Raw genomic sequence first — 16,647 nt, forward strand, 5'->3', positions numbered from 1 at the left:
GCTTAGTTCTCACGTTCGACCAGGCGCTTCAACGCGGCCTGGCTGTGGGGCAGATCTGCGGCCTTGGCGACGTCCTGTCCGAGGAATTCCATGATCTCCGGCCAGCGTTCCAGCGCTTCGTCCACCGCCGGATCGTTGCCGCGCTGGTAGGCGCCGATGGTGATCAGGTCGCGGTTGGAAGAGTACGCCGAGACCAGCCGCTTCAGCGCGCGGATGCGCAGCCGCCACGGCTCGTCGGCGATGTCCTGGACCACGCGGCTGACCGAGGATTCCACGTCGATGGCCGGGTACAGGCCGCTGTCGGCGACGCGGCGCGACAGCAGGATGTGGCCGTCGAGGATCGCGCGCGCCGCATCGGCGATCGGGTCCTGCGGATCGTCGCCTTCGGTGAGCACGGTGTAGAAGGCGGTGATCGAGCCGCGGCCCTTGGCGCCGTTGCCGGCGCGCTCGACCAGCGCCGGCAGCTTGGCGAACACCGACGGCGGGTAGCCGCGGGTGGTCGGCGGTTCGCCGACCGACAGGCCGATCTCGCGCTGCGCCTGGGCGAAGCGGGTCAGCGAGTCCATCAGCAGCAGCACGTTCAGGCCCTGGTCGCGGAACCATTCGGCGATGGCGGTGGCGCGATAGGCGCCGTGCAGGCGCGCCAGCGGCGGGCGGTCGGCCGGGGCGGCGACGACCACCGCGCGGCGCAGGCCTTCCTCGCCCAGCGTGGTCTCGACGAAATCGCGCACTTCGCGGCCGCGTTCGCCGATCAGCCCGACCACGATCACGTCGGCGGCGGTGTAGCGGGTCATCATCCCGAGCAGGGTGGACTTGCCGACGCCGGAGCCGGCGAACAGGCCCACGCGCTGGCCGCGGCCGATCGGCAGCAGCGCGTTGATCGCGCGCACGCCCACGTCCAGCGGCATGGTGATCGGCTCGCGCGCCAGCGGGTTGATCGATACGCCGGCCATGCCCACCGAGCCCTCGGCGCGGATCGGGCCCTTGCCGTCCAGCGGCACGCCGTCCGAATCGATGACCCGGCCGAGCAAGCCTTCGCCCACTTCCACGCCGCCGCGGCGGCGCAGCGGCACCACCCGCGCGTTGGGCAGCAGGCCGTGGGTTTCGGCGCTGGGCATCAACGAGGTGCGGTCGCCGGAGAAGCCGACCACCTCGGCGTCGACCCAGCCGCCGTCGACCTCGACCTTGCAGGTGGCGCCCATCGGCGCCTCGCAGCCGACCGCTTCCAGGGTCAGCCCGACCGCGCGGCGCAGGATGCCTTCGCGGATCAGGCCGCGGCCGGCGGCGGGGTCGAGGTCGAGCTTGCCCAGGCGCGCGGACAGGCGCAGGTTGCGCGCGTCCAGCCAGTCGCCGGGATGGGTGCCGGACAGCGCGCTCACAGGCCCGCTCCGGACTTGCGCATCACCGTTTCCAGCGCCGCGCGCAGGCGCGCGTCCAGGGTGCCGTCGATGCGCACCGACTCGGCGTGCACGCGCAGGTCGCCGCGGCTCAGGGTCAGGTCCGGCACCAGCCGGGTGCCGTCGGCCATCAGCGCCAGCAGCGGGGTCAGCGCGGCGATATCGTCCGGGTGCAGGCGCACCTCGACGTCGCGGCGCGCGCCGCCGACCGCGTCCAGCGCCTCGCCGACCAGGTCCGACAGCAACGCCGGGTCGGCCTCGTAGGCGCGCCCGACCAGGCTGCCGGCGATGCGCACGGCCAGCTCGCCGAGCGCGCCGACCACTTCGTTCTCCAGCCGCGCCAGCGGGCGCGAGAAATTGTCCAGGATGCCTTCGATCTGCGCGGTCAGGCGGCGGACCTCGGCCTGGCCCTGGGCCAGGCCCTCGCTGTGGCCGCGTTCGAAGCCTTCGCGCTGCGCGGCTTCCTCGATCGCCTGGATCTCTTCCAGGCTCGGCGGACGCAGCACCGGCGCCTGCGGCTCGACGGGCTCGAGCGCCGGCGGCGGCGGGGCCGGATCCAGGTCCGGCGCCAGCCAGCGGACCACGTTGCCGCTCATACCATCGCCTCCGCGCCGGCGCCGCCGAGGCTGATCACGCCTTCATCGGCCAGGCGCCTGACGATGGACAGGATCTCCTTCTGCGCCGCTTCCACGTCGGCCAGGCGCACCGGCCCGCGCGCTTCCATGTCCTCGAGCAGGATCTCGGCGGCGCGCTGGGACATGTTCTTGGTGATCTTCTCGCGCACCTTGATGTCGGCGCCGCGCAGCGCCAGGCCCAGGCGGTCGCCGGAGACCTCGCGCAGCAGCGTCTGCAGCGCGCGGTCCTCCAGCTCGACCAGGTTGTCGAACACGAACATCAGGTCCTGGATGCGGCTGCTCAGCTCGGCGTCGATCTTGCCGATCGCCGCCAGCACGCCCTGGTCCTGGCCGCTGTCCATGAAGTTGAGGATGTTGGCGGCGACCTTGACCCCGCCGACGTTGGACGACTTCAGGTTCTGGTTGCCGGCGAACTGCCGCTCCATGATCTCGTTGAGCTCGCTCAGCGCGTTCGGCGGGATGCCGTCGAGCGTGGCGATGCGCATCAGCACGTCGGCGCGGGTGCGCTCGGGCAGCAGCTTCAGCGCCTCGGCGGCCTGGTCGCTGTCCAGGTGCGCCATCACGATGGCGATGATCTGCGGGTGCTCGTTGCGCACCAGGTCGGCGACCGCGCGCGGGTCCATCCACTTCAGCGTGTCCAGGCCGGTGGTGTTGCGCCCGAGCAGGATACGGTCGATCAGCCCGCCGGCCTTGTCCGCGCCCAGCGCCTGCACCAGCACGTTGCGGATGTAGTCGTCGGCGCCCACGCCCAGCGAGGTCTTGCTGCCGAGTTCGGCATTGAACTCGTCCATCACCTTCTCGACCTGGTCGCGCGAGATGCCGCTCAGCGTCGCCATCGCGATGCCGATCTTCTGCACTTCCTTCGGGTCCATGTGCTTGAGCACTTCGGCCGCATCGGACTCGCCGAGCGACAGCAGCAGCACCGCGGCGCGCTGCACCCCGTTCATCGCACTCGCATCAGCTTTCATTGGCGACCCATCCCTTCACGACCTGCGCGACCCGCTTGGAATCCTGCTTCACCGCTTCGCGCGCCAGGCGCAGGCGCTCTTCGTATGCATCGGGCAGGGCGATGGCGTGCTTGGCGCCGCCGGCGAGGCTGGCGGTGTCCTCGGCCAGCGACGGCAGCAGCGGGTCCTCGTCGTCCAGCATCGACACGCTGGCGCTCTGCGGTTCCTTGTCCTTGTCCTTGGCCGGCGCCGGGCCGGCGATCTGGCGCAGCGCCGGGCGCAGCACGCCGAACAGCAGCGCCAGCACCACCGCCGCGCCGAGCAGCAGGCGCAGCGCGTCGCGCATGCGCGGATCTTCCCACCAGCCGGGCTTGTCCGCCGCTTCCGGCGCCTGGCGCACGAACGGGGCGTTCATCACCGATACGGTGTCGCCGCGCTCGGTGTTGAAGCCCACCGCCTGCTTGACCAGGCCTTCGATCCGGGTCAGTTCGGCGGCGCTGAGCGGCTGCTCGGTGATCTTGCCCTTGGCGCCGGGCCGCGGCACGTTGTCGACCAGCACCGCCACCGACACGCGCTTGATGCGGCCGGGCGGCTGCCGGGTGTGCTGCAGGGTGCGGTCCAGCTCGTAGTTGCGGGTGGCGCTCTTGGAGCTTTCGGTCGGCGTGGCGGCGGCCGCGGTCTGCGCATTGGCCGGCGCGCCGGCGGCGTTGGGCTGGCCGGCCGCCGGCGCGGCGGCGCCGGGGCCGGGCGGGCTGTTGCTGGTCGCGCCGGGCACGCCCTGCGGGCCGCCGGCATTGCTGCTGCTGTCGCTGACCTGCTCGCTGCGCAGCTTCGGCGGATCGCCGTTGTACAGCTCGCGCGCTTCCTCGACCACCGAGAAGTCCATGTCCACGCTGACTTCCGGATTGACCCGGCCGGGGCCGGTCATCGGCTCGAGCAGTTCGCGGATGCGCTGGTTGTAGGAGCTTTCCTGGCGCCGCACCTGCTCGAACTGGGCGGCGTTGAGCGCCGCGTCGCTGTTCGGGTCGGCGATGGTGAGCATGCGCCCGCTCTGGTCGACCACGGTGACGCGTTCCGGCGCCAGGTCGGGAATGCTCGAGGCGACCATGTTGACGATCGCGTCCACCTGGTTGCGCTCCAGGGTGTTGCCGCCGCGCAGTTCCAGCACCACCGAGGCGCTGGCGACCTCGCGCTGGCGGGTGAACGCGCTGGGCTTGGGAATGGCCAGGTGCACGCGCGCCTCGCGCACCGGGCGCAGGCTGCCGATGGTGCGCGCCAGTTCGGTCTCCAGCGCGTGCTGGTAGCGCGCGTTCTCGACGAACTGGCTGACGCCGAAGCCCGGGTCCTTCTCCATCACCTCAAAGCCCATGCGGCCGGTCTCGGTGAGCCCGGAGCCGGCCAGCTTCAGCCGCGCGTCGTACAGCTTGTCTTCCGGCACGGTGATCGCGCCGGTGGCCGGGTCGATCTTGAACGGGATCTGCGCGGTGCGCAGCAGGTCGGTGGCCTCGGCGGTGCCTTTCTCGTCCAGGCCGGTGTACAGCGGGGTGAAGGCGGGCTTCTGCGACCAGAAGAACACGAACAGCCCGGCCGCCACGGCGACCGAGATCATCGCCATCAGGCCGATGCGACGGGTGATCTGCAGGCTGCGCAGGCGGTCGAACCAGGCGCCTGCCTTTTCGCTGCTGAGGGAATCCTTGGTGAGCGCGAGGGCCATCGTCTTCTACCTTACAGCGGCATGTTCATCACGTCCTGGTACGCCTGGACGAGTCGGTTGCGGACTTCCACGGTGGCGCGGAACGCCACCTGGGACTGTTGCGCGGCGAGCATGACCTTGGCCAGATCGGCGTTGGGGTCGCCGAGCTCGAAGGCCTTGGCGAGGTTGCCGGACTTCTGCTGGGTCTCGTTGACGCCGCTGAGCGCGCTGCGCAGGGTCTCGCTGAAGTTGGGGGCCTGGGTGCCCTGGGTTCCGGTCAGGCCCTCGATCGCGTTGCTGCGCGCGGCGTCGCCGACCTGGGCCGGCGCCGTCTGGCTGACCTGGCTCTGGTAGGTGCGGATCTGCGACAGGATTGAACTGATGGAATCGCTCATACGGGAAGGTCCATGCCGGTTCGGCTTACCCGGTTGTGATGCAAGGGGCGTGCCGAAACGGGTGGATCCATGCGGTCGGGCTGCCAGGCGGTGTGCAACCGCCGTGCCGGCGCGGTGGGCGGGCGCTGGCCGGGTTTCCGACGCGCCGCCGCGCGTGCCCCGGGCGGCGCGCCGGCGAATTGACGCCGGGCTGCCGGCGTCGTCATGGCGGGGCTGGACTCCGGCCGCTTACCGGCCCGCGCGACCCGGGGCGGCGAGGCGATGGCCGCTGCGGCCGCCGGCGGCCGGGCTCAGTCCGGCAGCCAGGCGCTGCGCCAGGCCTGCAGGTGCGCGCCCTGCAGCATCCAGTCGCGGCGGACCGCCTCGCGCAGCGCATCGCCGGCGGCGGCGCGGCCCGGCGCGTCGGCCAGGTGCATGCGGATCGCCTGGATCCAGTCGCGGTAGCGGTTCTTGACCCGGGTCACCGGCAGCGCGCCGGCATAGCAGCGCAGGTCGCTGGCGACCACCGGGTAGCCGCAGGCGCCGTACTCGAGCAGGCGCAGGTTGCTCTTGCACTCGTTGAACAGGTTCTGCTCCAGCGGCGCCAGCGCCAGGTCCAGGTCCAGCGCGGCGAGCGCGCGCGGGTAGCGGGCCAGCTCGACGCCGGCATGGACCTCGTGCACGTAGGGACGCAGCTTGTCCGGGCACAGGCCGAAGAACACCCAGGTGACCTCGTCGGCCAGGTCGCGCACCACGTCGGCCAGCAGTTCCAGATCGCCGGTGTGGCTGGAGCCGCCGGCCCAGCCGACCCGCGGCTTGGCGCCGGCGTTGCGCCGCGACGGCGGCAGCGCGCCCCACCACTGCGGGCCGAGCCGGTTCTCGACCACGCGGATGTCGGCGTGGTAGCCGGCATAGGCCTCGGCCAGCGCCGCGGTCGAGACCACGAACCGGTCCATGTACGCCAGCGCCTTGCGCACCGAGCGCGCGATGTCCTTGGGCATGTGTTCGCGGTGCACGCTCTTGGGCGGCAGCTTGGGCAGGAAATCGTCCAGCTCGAAGACCTTGAACGCGCGCGAATGCCGGTGCATGCGCTGCATCAGCCGCAGCGCGTCGTCGCCGACCCGCCGCAGCACCACCGCGTCCGGGGCGAAGCGGTGCAGTTCCACCGTGTCCAGCAGCCTGGCGTGGTACGCGCCGTCGATCAGGCCGGCATCGCGCAGCGCCAGGAACGGCTGGATCACCCGGTAGTGGCCGCTGCCGAACGCGTCGTCCGGATGCGCCAGCACCACCGGCAACGGGCGCCCGGGCAGCGGCCGCCACGAGAACTCCGATTCGTCCAGCCTGAAGCCGCCGGCACGGTCCAGGCGCAGGTTCGGGTTGTAGGCCGGATCGTGCGCCAGCTGCGGCAGCCAGCGCTCGAACAGGCGTTCGTGCACCGCGTCGGGCGCGCGCTCGGCGGTTTCGCCGCGCAGCAGCAGCGCGTGCGGGGTCCACACGGTCAGGTAGCCGAGGACGCCCGCGCGCAGGCACAGGTCGATGTCCGCGCCCTGCTGCGGGAACGTCTCGGCGTCGAAGCCGCCCAGTTCGGCGAACAAGGCGCGGCGCAGCAACAGGCAGGCGTCGGACACCGCGCTGTAGTTCTGGTCCACCTGCAACCGGCCCATGTAGCCCGGCGCGGTCATCGCCTCGCCGACGAACGCATGGCCGCCGCCTTCGAGCAGGCCCGGCAGCAGCCCGGCATGGGTGATGGCGCCGTCGCCGGACACGGTGCGCGCGCCGACCACGCCCACTTCCGGGCGTTGGCCGTGGTTGAGCAGCGCGTCCAGCCACTGCGCCTGCACGACCGCGGTGTCGGCGCGCAGGAACAGCAGGTAGTCGCCTTCGGCCTGCGCGGCGCCGAGATTGCAGGCCTGGGCATGGCCCAGCGGCTGCTCGGCGCGGATCACCCGGATCCGCCCGGCGGCCAGCCCGGCGACCGCGTGCAGCCACTGCCGGGTATCGGCGCCGGCGCTGGCGTTGTCGACCAGCAGCACCTCGTAGTGGGGGTGGGCGGTCTTCTCCAGCAGGCCGACCAGGCAGCGCTGCAGCCGCGCCAGGTCGTCGTGCGCCACCAGCACGATCGACACGCTGGGGCGCTGCCCGTGCGCATAGTCGATGCGGTACAGGCCGGGCTGGATCGCCGCCACCAGCGCGTCGGGGTAGCCGCGCTGCTGCAGGTGCTGCTGGATCGCGCGCATCTGCGCCTGCGGGTCGTCGCGCAGCGTGGCATCGCAGGTCAGCAGCGGCTCGGGCAGATGGCCCAGGCCGGCCAGGCCGCCGTGCTGGATCAGCTGCAGGATCAGGGCCAGTTCCAGCGCGCCGGGATGGTCGGCGGAAAAGCCGCCGGCCGCGAGCACCGCGTCGCGGCGGAACACCCAGTGCCGCGCCATCGCCGCCGGGTTGCTCAGCAGCAGGTCCAGGTTGACGTCCGGGCGGAACACCGCGCCCAGGCCGCCGTCGCCGCCGCGCTGCCACTCGTCGGCGTAGAGCGCGCGCAGCGGCGGTTGCGCCTGCCGCAGCTCGAGCAGCAGCCGCAGCAGGCCGCTGGCGGCGAATTCGGTGCCGGCGTCGACGCGCACCAGCCAGTCCACGTCCCATGCGCCGATCGCCGCGTTCAGCGCGTCGGCCGGATAGGCCGGGTCGAACGCGACGCTGCCCAGCTCGCCGCTGCCGATCGCCGCGCCCGGCGGCACCGCCGCGCCGAGCAGCCATACCGACAGGTTGGCGTACAGCGCGCCGGGCAGCGCCAGGCTGGCCAGCGTGCGCTGCAGCGCGGCGGCGTCGCCGTCGCGCGGCGCCGACACCAGCACGCCCAGGCGCGGGCCGGGGCCGGCCTGGCGCAGGTGCGCGTCGAGCAGGGCCTGCTGCGCCGGCAGCAGCGTGCGCCGCGCCTGCCAGTCGCGCAGCTGGCGCTGCGCCAGGTCGCGCGCCAGCGCGGCGCGCAGCGCCTGCAGCAGATCGACCCGGGCGAAGCCGGCGCTGCCGTCCAGCGGCGCCACCGCCACCTCGCCGGCGCTGCCGTCGTCGCGGCTCCAGCCCAGGTCGCGGATCGCGCGGCGCAGCGCCTCGTGCCCGGGCGTGCCGATGCCGGGCCGGTCGCGGCCGAGCTGGCTGAACTGCTCGCGCGAGATGCGGAAATCCAGCAGCGGCCGCGCCAGCATCGCCAGCGGCCCGTCGCGCAGCAGCTTCACGTACAGCGCCAGGTCGGCGACCCAGGTGATGCGCACGCCGTTGAGCGTGGCCAGTCCGTCGCCGAGCGCCAGCAGCGGCGCGCGCCGGCACAGCACCGCGCTGGGTTCGCCGATGAAGTTGACCGTGTGCTCGGCGAGAAACGCGGTCAGCTCGCGGCCGTCGATCAGCACGTCGTGCGCGAACGGGAAGCTGGTGCTCAGTTCGTCCGGCAACGGCGCGCCGTCCGCATCGACCAGGCGCCGCCGCGCCGCCGCCAGCGCGGCGTTGGGCGTCGCGCGCAGCGCCGCCAGCAGCGCGGCGATGCAGTCCGGATGCAGCACGTCGTCGTCGTGCAGGAACTTGATGTACTCGCCCGAGGCCAGCGCCACGCCGCGGGCGGTGCTGCGCACCTCCCACAGCCGGGTCGGGTTGCGCCGGTACAGCACCGGGAAGTCGACCTCGGCGGCGAAGGCCTCGACCATCGCCTGGATCTGGCCGTCGTGCGAATCGTCGCAGACCACCAGCTCCAGCGGGCGGTGGGTCTGCGCGCGCACGCTGTGCAGCGCCTGCGCCAGGTAGCGCGCCTTGTAGGCCGGCATCACCACGCTGACCAGCGGCGCTGCGGGGGAGGAGGGGGCGTGGCTCATCGGTGGGCTCGTTGCGCGATCGCCGCGCGCAGCCGCTGTACCAGCCGCTGCGAGTTGTGCGCGTCGCGATGGTTGAAGAACATCCGCTGCGCGGCGCGGTAGCGCGCGTCCGGCGCCTGTCCGCGCTGCTTCAGCGCCGCGTCCAGCGCCTCCAACAGCGTGTCGAAGTCGGTCGCCACCGGCCCGGGAAAGGCCAGCGCCATGTCGTACAGCAGGCCGTTCTGGCGCGTGCGGTAATGCTCCAGGTCCCAGGCGAAGCTCAGCACCGGCAGGTCCAGGTACATCGCGTCGATGTATACCGACGAGTAGTCGGTCAGCACCACCGCCGCCTCGCGCAGCAGCGGCGCGATCTCCGGGAAACGCTCGTGCTCCAGGTCCAGCAGCACGTCGTCGTCCAGATGGCGCTGCGGGTCGAACGGCGGCGCGGCATTGCGCAGGTAGTGCCCGCGCACGCCGAGCACCGCACCGGCGGCCTGCAGCAGCTCGCGCAGCCGCGCCACTTCGCCGTCGCTGAAGGCATGGCTTGGCGTGGCGGCTACGCTAGTGTCGCGGTAGGTCGGCGCGTACAGCACCAGCGGCCGCCCGCGCCGCAGCTGCCGCAGCCGCTCGGTCTGCTCGCGCAGCGTCGCTGGCAGCGCGTCCTCGGGCATGCGCAGGAAGTCGTTGCGCGGCAGGCCGGTCACCCATACCCGGTCGGGCGGCAGCGGATGGAAGATCGCCGCCATCGCGTAGCTGTCCACGTCCGACGAGGCCACCAGCCCGGCGTAGTGGCGGCGTTCGCGGCGCCGCGCCGCGTTGCGGTCGCCGTGCCGGCGCTGCTCGGGATTGGCCAGCGCGAACAGCCGCTTGAGCGGGATGCCGTGCCACAGGTTGACCACCACGCGGCGGCGCAGGCTCGCGCGCGGCGCGTCGTAGCTGCCATCGCGCCAATGCAGCGACAGGTCCATGGCCACCGAATTGGTCAGCAGCAGCACGCCGCAGCGCGCCAGCGCGAGCAGGCCGGCGATGCTGCCCAGTTCGAGCACGCGCGTATTGCACGCCGCATCCAGGCGCAACGGCGGCGCCGCGCCGCGCACGAACACCAGCTTGTAAATGCCGGGGTCGGCGCCGACCTGCTCGAACACCGCGCGCGCGTTCTCCACGAACTGCGTCGGTTTCAGCGGGTGGGCGAAGAACGCCCAGTGGTCGTCGCGCTTGGGCAGCAGCCGGTCCAGGCACCACCACAGCGCCAGCACCGCGCGGCCCAGCCGGACGCTGCCGATCCCGCGCCGCCACCATGGCGCGTCGCACGATGCCGGCATCGCCGCGGACGCCTGCCGCTGGGTCATGCCGCGCGGCGCCGCGCCGGGGCCAGCAGCACCTCGCAGATCCGCTCCACGTCGTCTTCGCTCAGGTCCGGGTAGATCGGCAGGCACAGCACCCGGCGCGCGGCGGCGTGCGCGACCGGCAGGTTGGACGGCAGCGCCGACGGCAGCCCGCGGTACATCGGGAACTCGCTGATCAGCGGGAAGAAGTAGCGCCGCACCAGGATGTCGTGGTCGCGCATGCGCTGGAACAGCTCGTCGCGCGACAGCGGGTACTCGTCCTGGACCATGATCGGGAAGTAGGCGTTGTTCGGGCTGATGTGGTCGCTGGCGCGCAGGCAGTGCAGCCCCGGCACGCCCGCCAGCCGCTGCCGGTACAGCGCGTCGATCTGCGCGCGGCGCGCCAGCGCCTGGTCGATGTGCTGGAGCTGGAGCAGGCCGAACGCGGCGCAGACCTCGTTCATCTTGCCGTTGATGCCGGGGGCGACCACGGTGACCTCGTCGACGAAGCCGAAGTTCTTCAGGTGGTTGATGCGCTGGCGGGTGCGCGCGTCCGGGCAGATGATCGCGCCGCCCTCGAAGGTGTTGAACACCTTGGTGGCGTGGAAGCTGAGCACCGACAGGTCGCCGTGGCGCAGCACGCTGCCGCCGGCGTCGCGTACCGAGAACGCGTGCGCCGCGTCGTAGATCACCCGCAGGTTGTAGGTGTCGGCGATGCGCTGGATCTCGGCCACGTCGCACGGGGTGCCGTAGCAGTGCACCGGCATGATCGCGGTGGTCTTGGGGGTGATCGCCGCCTCGATCCGGGCCGGATCCAGGTTGAGGGTGACCGGGTCGATGTCGACGAACACCGGCTTGATCCCGTTCCACAGCAGCGAATGCGCGGTGGCCACGAACGAATACGGCGTGGTGATGACCTCGCCGGTGACGCGCAGCGCCTGCAGCGAGGTCAACAGCGCCAGCGTGCCGTTGGCGAACAGGGCGATGTGCTCCACGCCCAGATAGTCGCACAGCGCCTTCTCCAGCGCCTGGTGCATGCTGCCGCCGTTGGTCAGGATGCGGCTGTCCCAGATCCGCTGCAGGTACGGGATGAACTCCTCCAGCGGAGGCAGCAGCGGGCTGGTGACGGGAATGGGCTTGGCTTTCATCCGGACGGCTCGGCGGCAGGCGACGGCGCCGGCGCGGCACCACCCCGATGATGATGCAAAACCCATGCCGCCGGGCGGCGGGCGGCGGCCGTCACCCGCGCAGGTCCAGCAGTTGTTCGATGGCGTCCAGGTCGAACACCGGCAGGCCGTGGACCCGGTGCACGTCGGCACGCTCGCGGAACGAATCGTCGATGAAGATCGCCGCCACGCCCGCTTCGATCGCCGCGCTCTTCGGCGAGCCGTCGCGCAGGTGCACGATCTCGGCGAACAGACCGGCGCCGATGTGGTGGCGCGCCAGCGTGGCCAGCGGGTCGGCCGCGTGGCGGGTGAGCATGACCACGTCGATCCGCTGCGCGTGCCACTGGTGGAGCAGGGCGATCAGCCACGGGTTGACCCGGTCGCCGGCGATCAGCGTGTCGTCCAGGTCCAGGTACACCCGGCCGTAGCGCAGCTCGGTGCGGTAGCGGTTGCCCAACGCGCGGTCCAGGACCAGCGGCCATTGCTGGTCCAGCACCCGGAACGGCCGGCCCATGTGCGCCAGCAGCCCGAGCAGGCTGTGGTTGACCCCGCGCATCCTCGCCAGCGCCATGGACCCGGCGATCCGCGGCGCGACCTCCAGCAGCTTCGGTTCGCCGTGCCGGTCCAGCTTGAGCTGGAAGAACCAGGCGCCGCGCAGCCGCAGTTCGCCGGCGATGGCGCGGGCGATGGCCGCCACGCGCGGGTCGGCCGCGGCCGGCTCGGTACGCACGCTGATGCCGGACTTGATCCGGGCGCGGCGGCGCGCGGCGACGTGCAGCAACTGCCCCTCGGCGTCGGACAGGCAATCGACGGTGTATTCGGCGCCCGGCAGGTACTCGCTGAAAACGTAGTCGACCCCGCTTTCGCGCAGCCGACGGTGGTGCCCGGCGTCGTCGACCCGCTGCGCGCCCTGGCTGCCCTGGCCGATCGCGGGCTTGGCGAAGATCGGATACGCACAGCCGTCGCCATCGGCGTCGGCGTCGGCGTCGGCGGGCACGATGCCGAGCGGCCGCAGCCGCGCATGGGTCAGCCGCTTGTCGCGGCAGATCGCGGCGATGTCCGGATCCGGTACCGCCGCCTTGGCATGCAGGCGCCCGCCGGCGGCCGCGAGCACGGGAATGACGTCGTCGTGCGCCGGCAGCACGATGTCGATGCCCCATTCGTCGATCAGCGCGTTGAGCTGGTCGATGAATCCAGGCGCGCGCGCATGCGCGCCGATCTGGCGGTAGCGCGCGTAGACGAACTCGCCATGGTCCTCCGCCGACGATGCGCCGTACAGGCACACCTCCTTGGCGTGGCGCAGGGCGGCGTGGATCTCCAGGCCGATCTCCGAGCCGCAGGGAAACACCAGCACGTTCATGCGCATCCGTTCGCCGGTCATGCTTGGTCGGCGGGCGCGACGATGCGCTCGAACTGGGCCAGCGCGCTGCGCGCATAGGCCTGCGCGTCCCAGGCCTGGCCGGCGGCCGGCGCCGCCAGCCAGCGGCGCATGCCCTCGAGCAGGCCCTGCGTCGAGTTGTCGACCAGCCGCTGCCGGTCGCCGGCCAGCACGCTGTGCGGACCGGGGATGTCGGTGGACAGCACCGGCGTGCCGAGGGTCAGCGCTTCCAGCAGCACGATCGCCTGGCCTTCGTACAGCGAAGGCAGCACGAACAGGTCCAGCTCGCGCATCAGCGGATACGGATTCTCCAGCGCGCCGAGCAGGCGCACCGTGTCGGACAGCCCCAGCCGCGCGATCTGCTCGAGCAGCGCCGGTTTCTCGGCGCCTTCGCCGGCGATCGCCAGCAGCGCCTGCGGGAACTGGCCGCGCAGCGCGGCGAAGGCGTCCAGCAGGCGCGCATGCCCCTTCTCCGGCGACAGCCGGCCGACGCTGCCGATCAGGACGTGGCCGCGCCGCCAGGCCAGCAGCGCTTCGGGCACGGGTGCCTGCGCATGGGCGCGGATGAAGTCCGGATCGATGCAGTTCTCGGCCACGCGGAAGCGCTGCGCATCGTAGTCCACGCAGTCGGCCAGGGTGCTGGCGTTCACCTCGTGCAGGCTCTGCGACACCGATACCAGCGCGTCGCAGTAGCGGTACTGCCGGAATACGCGCGCCAGCTGCGGGTGGCGGGTGGCCGCCTCCTGGCGCATGTCGTTGTGCAGGTAGGTCACCGCGCGCACGCCGTGCGGCCGGCCGCGCGCGAACAGGCCGGTCCAGAACGCGGTGTAGCCGGCGAAGTCGATCGCCGCGTCGATCCGCGCCGAGCCGAACTGGCGCCGGTACTCGCGCGCCAGGATCCGGTCGAGCTGGCGCTGGGCACGCTCGGCCAGGGTGTCGGGCATGCCCAGCCGCTGGTGCAGCCACTGGTCCTCGACGCTGGTCACCGGATGGCTCACCCGTCCCCAGCGCTGCACGTGCGCAGGCAGTTCGCCGTAGCGCTGCAGGCGCTGCGGGTAGCTCTCCATGCTCCAGGGATCGGCGACCACGGCGACCGAGAACTTCGCCGGGTCCAGCTGCGATACCAGCCGGTTGAACGAAGCGGTCACGCCGTTGGGATTGAAGTTGCCGGCCTGGAACAGCAGGCTGCGCTTGCCGGTCGGCGGCAGCGCCACCTCGCCGGGGACGCGGGCGTCGTCGAAGAAGAAGTCCAGGACGCGTTCGCCGGCGGCGCCGTCCTCGTGCGCGCAGTACTCCGCCAGCGCCTCCTGCAGGGCGGCGGCCGGCGCCGCGCCGGGCGCCAGCGCCTCGGTCAGCGCCGACGCCAGCGCCTCGGGCGTGCGGCTGAACCGCGCGGGCAGGGAGGCGATGTCGCGGTACAGGCCGCGTTCGCGTGCGTACTGCTCGGCGTCGGGGACGTGCAGGATCAGCGGACGCCGCGACGGCAGGTAGTCGAACAGGATCGACGAGTAGTCGGTGACCAGCACATCGACGATCGCCAGGGCCTCGGTGATGTCCACGCCGTTCGGGAACGCGCGCGCGCCGGCCGGCAGCGGGCCGAGCTTGCGCGCCACCAAGTGGTGCGCGCTGAAGAGCAGGGCGACGCCGGGGCGCGCCATGTGCTCGATCGCCGCGGCCACCAGCGCCGTGTCGAGCGATGCGCCGCCCAGGCTGCCGCGCCAGGTCGGCGCGTACAGCACCACGCGCTCCCCGCTGGCCACGCCGAGGCGCTCGCGCAGGCGCGCGCGGTCCGCGTCGGTGGCGTTGAGCATCAGGTCGATGCGCGCGTGTCCGGTCGCGGCCACGCGCGCGGCGAACACGTCGCGCACTTGGTTCGCATGCAGCAGGGTATGCCAGGTATGGGCGTTCGGCGCGGCCAGATGGGTGACCTGCAGCAGGTTGCGCGTGCAGTTCTTGTGGTCGAACAGCGCGCCGGGGATGTCGGCGCCGAGCTTCTTCAGCGGCGTGCCGTGCCAGACGTTGAGATAGCGCTGCCGCGGCCGGCGCACGAAATAGGGCATGAACGTGTTGTTGTTGACCAGCCAGCCGGCGGTGGCCAGATAGCGCACGTACAGTGCGCTGCCATGGCGCACGAACAGCACGTCCGGCAGCGCCGCGTACTCGGGCGGCACGCTGGCGTCGGATCTGACCGCCCATACGTGCAGCCGGCCGCTTCCGGCGAAGCGCCGGTATGCGCGGCGGAACACCGCCAGCGGATTGCAGCTGACCGAGGCGCCGTGGAAGCTCTCGTACAGGACGATGCCGTCGTCGACCTCCAGCGTGTCGAGGAATTCGGCGTAGGTCGTCTTGATGTCCTCCGGCGGCTGCGGCAGGTGCGAGAAATCGCGCCTGTACAGGCGCGTGTCCTGCAGCGCATGGCAGGCCTGGGTCAGTTCGCCCAGGCGGTACAGCACCGCGCCGAGCCGGTAATGGTCGCAGGCGCGGTGATCGCCGCGGCGCCGCGCCGCGCCGCGGTAGGCGTCGGCCGCCTCCGCCAGCAGGCCCAGGCGCTCGCAGACGGTGCCGAGCCGGTAGTGGGTGTCGGGGTCGAGCTGGCTGCCGGCCAGTTCGGCGCGCAGCGCGTGGCGCCGCTCGTGCAGCGCCGACGGGGCTTCGTCCATCGCCAGCTGTTCGGGCTGGTCCGGCAGGCAGCGCAGCCACGCGGCGATCGCGGCGCGGGCGTCGCCGGCGCCGAACAGGCTGCTGGCCTGGCGATAGCGCCAGTCGGCGTCCTCGCGCAACTGCAGCGCCTGCGCGTAGGCGTCGGCGGCTTCGGCATGGCGCTCCAGGCGCTCGAGCATGTAGGCCCGGCGGTAGTGCCAGTCGGCCTGGCCCGCGTCGGCCGCCAGCGCGCGGCGGTAGGCCGCCTCGGCGTCTTCCCAGCGCAACAGCATTTCCAGCGCCAAGCCGTGGGCGAAATGCAGCGCTGCCGGCGCCGCTGCGCCGGCTTGCCCGGCGCGCCGCGCGTAGGCGGCCTCGGCGGCGCTCCAGTCGTTCTCCTGTGCGTGCAACGCCCCCACGCCCAGCTGGGCGATCTGCGGATTGATCGCCGCCAGCCGCTCGTAGCAGCCGGCCGCGTCCTGCGCGGCGCCGCGTTGTTCGTACAGGTAGCCGAGGCGGTACAGGGTGTCCTCGCGCGCGTCGTCCAGCGCCAGCGCCTTGCGGTAGGCGTCGATCGCCTCGTCGAGCCAGTCCAGGCGTTCGCAGGCGTAGCCCAGTTCGTGGAACCAGGCGGGGTGTCGGTCGTCCAGGCGCGTGGCCTTGCGCAGCGGATCCACCGCGCGCCGCCAGCCGCCGCGCTTGGCCACGATCCGCGCCAGCAGGACCAGGTTGGCGGCGTCGTCCGGATCGAGCGCGCAGGCGCGCACGGCGATCATGTCGGCCACCTCCCACAGCTCCATGCGCGCCAGGTTGGCGGCGATGCGCGCCAGCACCTGCGGCGGCGCCTCCAGCCGCTTGAACAGGGCCAGGCTGCGGGTATTGAATTCGGTGCGCTGCGCGACCTCCAGCCGCTGGCTGGGGAGCAGGGTGGTGCTCAGGCCCAGCGCCTGGCCGTGCGCTGCGTAGTGGGCGCCGGGATCGCGCTCCAGGTCCGAATCCAGGTGCCGGATGCAATACCACCACAGGTCGAAGCCGGCGGACGGATTGCGGAACTCGCGCCAGCCGCGCTCGCGGAAATGCGCGTAGGGCGTGGTGCCCGCCATGTCCACGTCGGGGTTGTGCAGCAGGTAGAAGTCCGCATCGAACCACGCCGGCGCCGACTGCGCGGCCACGGCGGGCCGATGCCCGGGGATCGGCAGGTCGGGGGCGGGGACGGCCGGGTCGCTTGGCTGGCTGGAGATCACGTCCGCGCCTGT

10 protein-coding genes are annotated in these 16,647 nt (G+C 72.3%); all 10 read right to left on the reverse strand.

What is annotated here, in order from left to right:
• Nucleotides 1–2 precede the first annotated feature (2 nt).
• Nucleotides 3–1,379, reverse strand: coding sequence for a FliI/YscN family ATPase (locus JR065_RS06990; RefSeq protein ID WP_206233301.1), 1,377 nt, complete (start codon nt 1,377–1,379; stop codon nt 3–5).
• Nucleotides 1,376–1,993, reverse strand: a complete 618-nt coding sequence (locus JR065_RS06995) for a FliH/SctL family protein (RefSeq protein ID WP_206233302.1) — start codon at nt 1,991–1,993, stop codon at nt 1,376–1,378. The genes JR065_RS06990 and JR065_RS06995 overlap by 4 nt, the downstream gene beginning before the upstream one ends.
• On the reverse strand, nt 1,990–2,979 hold the full coding sequence (fliG, locus tag JR065_RS07000) for a flagellar motor switch protein FliG (protein WP_206233432.1): 990 nt from the start codon (nt 2,977–2,979) through the stop codon (nt 1,990–1,992). Before fliG ends, JR065_RS06995 begins: the two co-directional genes overlap by 4 nt.
• A 10-nt stretch (nt 2,980–2,989) precedes the next feature.
• Nucleotides 2,990–4,693: a flagellar basal-body MS-ring/collar protein FliF gene (gene fliF / locus JR065_RS07005; protein ID WP_206233303.1), complete on the reverse strand. Its 1,704-nt coding sequence runs from the start codon at nt 4,691–4,693 to the stop codon at nt 2,990–2,992.
• An 11-nt stretch (nt 4,694–4,704) separates the two neighbouring features.
• Nucleotides 4,705–5,067: a flagellar hook-basal body complex protein FliE gene (gene fliE / locus JR065_RS07010; RefSeq protein ID WP_206233304.1), complete on the reverse strand. Its 363-nt coding sequence runs from the start codon at nt 5,065–5,067 to the stop codon at nt 4,705–4,707.
• 290 nt (nt 5,068–5,357) lie between these two features.
• On the reverse strand, nt 5,358–8,903 hold the full coding sequence (locus tag JR065_RS07015) for a glycosyltransferase (protein WP_241093444.1): 3,546 nt from the start codon (nt 8,901–8,903) through the stop codon (nt 5,358–5,360).
• Entirely contained in the window at nt 8,900–10,231 is a 1,332-nt protein-coding gene (locus JR065_RS07020; protein WP_206233305.1) for a CDP-glycerol glycerophosphotransferase family protein, read from the reverse strand. Before JR065_RS07020 ends, JR065_RS07015 begins: the two co-directional genes overlap by 4 nt.
• The gene (locus tag JR065_RS07025; protein ID WP_206233306.1) at nt 10,228–11,355 is read right to left on the reverse strand and encodes a DegT/DnrJ/EryC1/StrS family aminotransferase; all 1,128 of its coding nucleotides are present in this window, start codon (nt 11,353–11,355) and stop codon (nt 10,228–10,230) included. The genes JR065_RS07020 and JR065_RS07025 overlap by 4 nt, the downstream gene beginning before the upstream one ends.
• 91 nt (nt 11,356–11,446) lie before the next feature.
• Nucleotides 11,447–12,754: an ATP-grasp domain-containing protein gene (locus JR065_RS07030; RefSeq protein ID WP_206233307.1), complete on the reverse strand. Its 1,308-nt coding sequence runs from the start codon at nt 12,752–12,754 to the stop codon at nt 11,447–11,449.
• Complete coding sequence (locus tag JR065_RS07035; RefSeq protein WP_206233308.1) at nt 12,751–16,635, reverse strand: CDP-glycerol glycerophosphotransferase family protein; 3,885 nt, start codon at nt 16,633–16,635, stop codon at nt 12,751–12,753. Before JR065_RS07035 ends, JR065_RS07030 begins: the two co-directional genes overlap by 4 nt.
• Nucleotides 16,636–16,647: the final 12 nt, after the last annotated feature.

Source organism: Xanthomonas sp. (assembly GCF_017163755.1).
GTDB lineage: Bacteria > Pseudomonadota > Gammaproteobacteria > Xanthomonadales > Xanthomonadaceae > Xanthomonas_A.

Coding starts and splice junctions, on each gene's coding strand:
- JR065_RS06995 (WP_206233302.1), bottom strand. CDS start 1,993: ATGAGCGGCAACGTGGTCCGCTGGCTGGCGCCGGACCTGGATCCGGCC.
- JR065_RS07030 (WP_206233307.1), bottom strand. CDS start 12,754: ATGACCGGCGAACGGATGCGCATGAACGTGCTGGTGTTTCCCTGCGGC.
- fliE (WP_206233304.1), bottom strand. CDS start 5,067: ATGAGCGATTCCATCAGTTCAATCCTGTCGCAGATCCGCACCTACCAG.
- JR065_RS07015 (WP_241093444.1), bottom strand. CDS start 8,903: ATGAGCCACGCCCCCTCCTCCCCCGCAGCGCCGCTGGTCAGCGTGGTG.
- JR065_RS07020 (WP_206233305.1), bottom strand. CDS start 10,231: ATGACCCAGCGGCAGGCGTCCGCGGCGATGCCGGCATCGTGCGACGCG.
- fliG (WP_206233432.1), bottom strand. CDS start 2,979: ATGAACGGGGTGCAGCGCGCCGCGGTGCTGCTGCTGTCGCTCGGCGAG.
- JR065_RS07025 (WP_206233306.1), bottom strand. CDS start 11,355: ATGAAAGCCAAGCCCATTCCCGTCACCAGCCCGCTGCTGCCTCCGCTG.
- fliF (WP_206233303.1), bottom strand. CDS start 4,693: ATGGCCCTCGCGCTCACCAAGGATTCCCTCAGCAGCGAAAAGGCAGGC.